The organism is Streptomyces sp. YGL11-2 (genome assembly GCF_050054615.1).
Taxonomy (GTDB): Bacteria; Actinomycetota; Actinomycetes; order Streptomycetales; family Streptomycetaceae; genus Streptomyces.
Genome location: NZ_JBNHIN010000075.1, coordinates 19166 through 21066, shown reverse-complemented (window position 1 = coordinate 21066; position 1901 = coordinate 19166). Strand labels below are relative to the sequence as shown.

General features: G+C 73.4%; 1 protein-coding gene. It reads right to left on the bottom strand.

Going from position 1 to position 1901, the window contains the following annotated elements:
- Positions 1 to 61: 61 nt before the first annotated feature.
- A complete protein-coding gene (locus ACO1BR_RS40335; RefSeq protein ID WP_426800082.1) occupies positions 62 to 1744 on the bottom strand; it encodes a CocE/NonD family hydrolase in 1683 nt (560 codons plus the stop codon).
- Between the last annotated feature and the right edge of the window lie 157 nt (positions 1745 to 1901).

The following is a 1901-nucleotide window of genomic DNA, read 5'->3' as shown; positions in this document are numbered from 1 at the left end:
GTAGCCGCGCCGCGACCGCGCGTCCGCGGACCGGGGAGTTGGCCGGGTACGGCCGTGGCCGTCAGCGCAGGGGCACGGTCAGCTGGGACGGGTCGGCCGCCGTCGCGCCGAACGACACGCTGCTCCCGCTCGGCGTACGGCCGCCGTACAGCGGGTCCTTGGTGTCCAGGACCAGCGCCAGCCGGTGTCCGGCGGGCACGTCGTACGCGGTGGCGAAGAGCGAGACGTCCAGCGGGAAGGCGCGCCCGGGGGTCTGCCCGGACCAGCCCTGCGGGGCGTGGGAGATCAGCTTGCCCACACCGAGCGCGTCCACGTCGTAGAGGTAGGCGAAGACCGTCCCCTGCGGCGCGGACGCGGTGATCCGCGTGTGCAGCCGTACGGCACCGCGTATCCGCTGCGGTGCCGCGTCCGGCTCCGACTGCCATACGGCTGCGGACCTGCGGGACAGCAGCGGGACCAGGACGGTCGGCGGCAGGCCGGTGAACTGGTCGAGCGCGCCGGACAGTACGGCGATGCCGCCGTCCGCGCCCGAGTCGGTGCCGCCGGCGACCCCCTTGTTCCAACCGCTCGCCCCGGCGGCCTTGGTGCCGAGCGTGCCGGTGCCGTGGACGTTCGGGTCGCCCAGCCGGAGGTGCGCGGTACGGGAGCTGACGGCCCGCCAGTCCGGATAGCTCTCCTCGGCGCCGCTCCGCCTGACCTGGAGGCGCACCGCCCCCGCGGAACCGCCGTCGGTCCCGCCGCCCTTGAGGTGCTGGTCGAGCCAGTGGCGGGCGCTCGTCCAGGTGGCGTTGTGCAGCCCGAGCAGACCGGTCAGCTCCTGTGTGGCGTGGTCGCCGGGACGGAGTTCGAGGTGCTTCGGGACGGTGAGGCGCTGGTAGAAGGCGGTCATCTGGCTGGGGTTGAAGATGCTGTCGCCCCAGGCGTTGGCCATGAAGACGGCCGTGCCGTGGGCGTTGATCCGGTCCACGTACGTGGCCGGGGACCGCTTGTGCGCCCAGGCGACGACCTGGGGGATGTCGCGGTCGCCGTACAGGTCCGCCAGCATCCGCGAGAACTCCGGGCTCGGGCGGCCGGTGGGCATCTGGACGGCGTGGAGCAGCGCGGCGGCCTGGAGGTGCCGCGTCTGCCCGCTGTAGAGCGAGTCGACCAGGTCTCCCCAACCGCTCAGCGCGGCAACGGCCTTGACCCGCGGGTCGAAGGCGGCCCCCATGAGGGTGAGGCCGCCGCCGAGGGAGAGCCCCACCATGCCGATGCGCTGCGGGTCGGCCGGGGTGTGGGCGAGGGCCCAGTCGATGACCCCGGACACGTCGCCGACGTCCTTGGCCCCCGCGACGTCGACCTGCCCCCCGGAGCCCCAGAAACCGCGCACGGTGTACGTGACGGCGACATAGCCCTCGGCGGCCAGTTGCCTGCCCTGTGCGACGTACTCCAGGTCGTTCTGGCCCCAGCTGGCCGGTTGGACGACGAGCGGGTAGCGGCCGTGGCGGTCGGCGCCCGGGGTGCCGGGTGCGGGGGTGAAGACATCGGCCTTGAGGACGGTGCCGTCCTTCATCGGGATGTCGGCCAGGCGGAAGGACCGTGCGGCCGGTGCGGCGGCGTGTGCGGTCCGCGGGCCGGGGTGGGAGGCGGCTGACGCCGGGGTGGTGACGAGGCTGCCGCTCAGGGCAAGGGCCGTGATCAGTACGGCAGTTGTCGTCCGGTGCCGGCCCTGGGGGCGGCCGGCGGTACGGCGGGATCGCGCCATCAATGCTCCATCGGGATCTGACCGCGGTGTCACAGTGACACCCATCCGGTGCGGTGGTTGGGAGCGTACGGGGGCGCCATCGGCCCTGGTGAGACGATGATCGGCCAAAGATACTCGCGGGTAACCCGTAATGCGCCACGCGCACCGACGGCGGGGG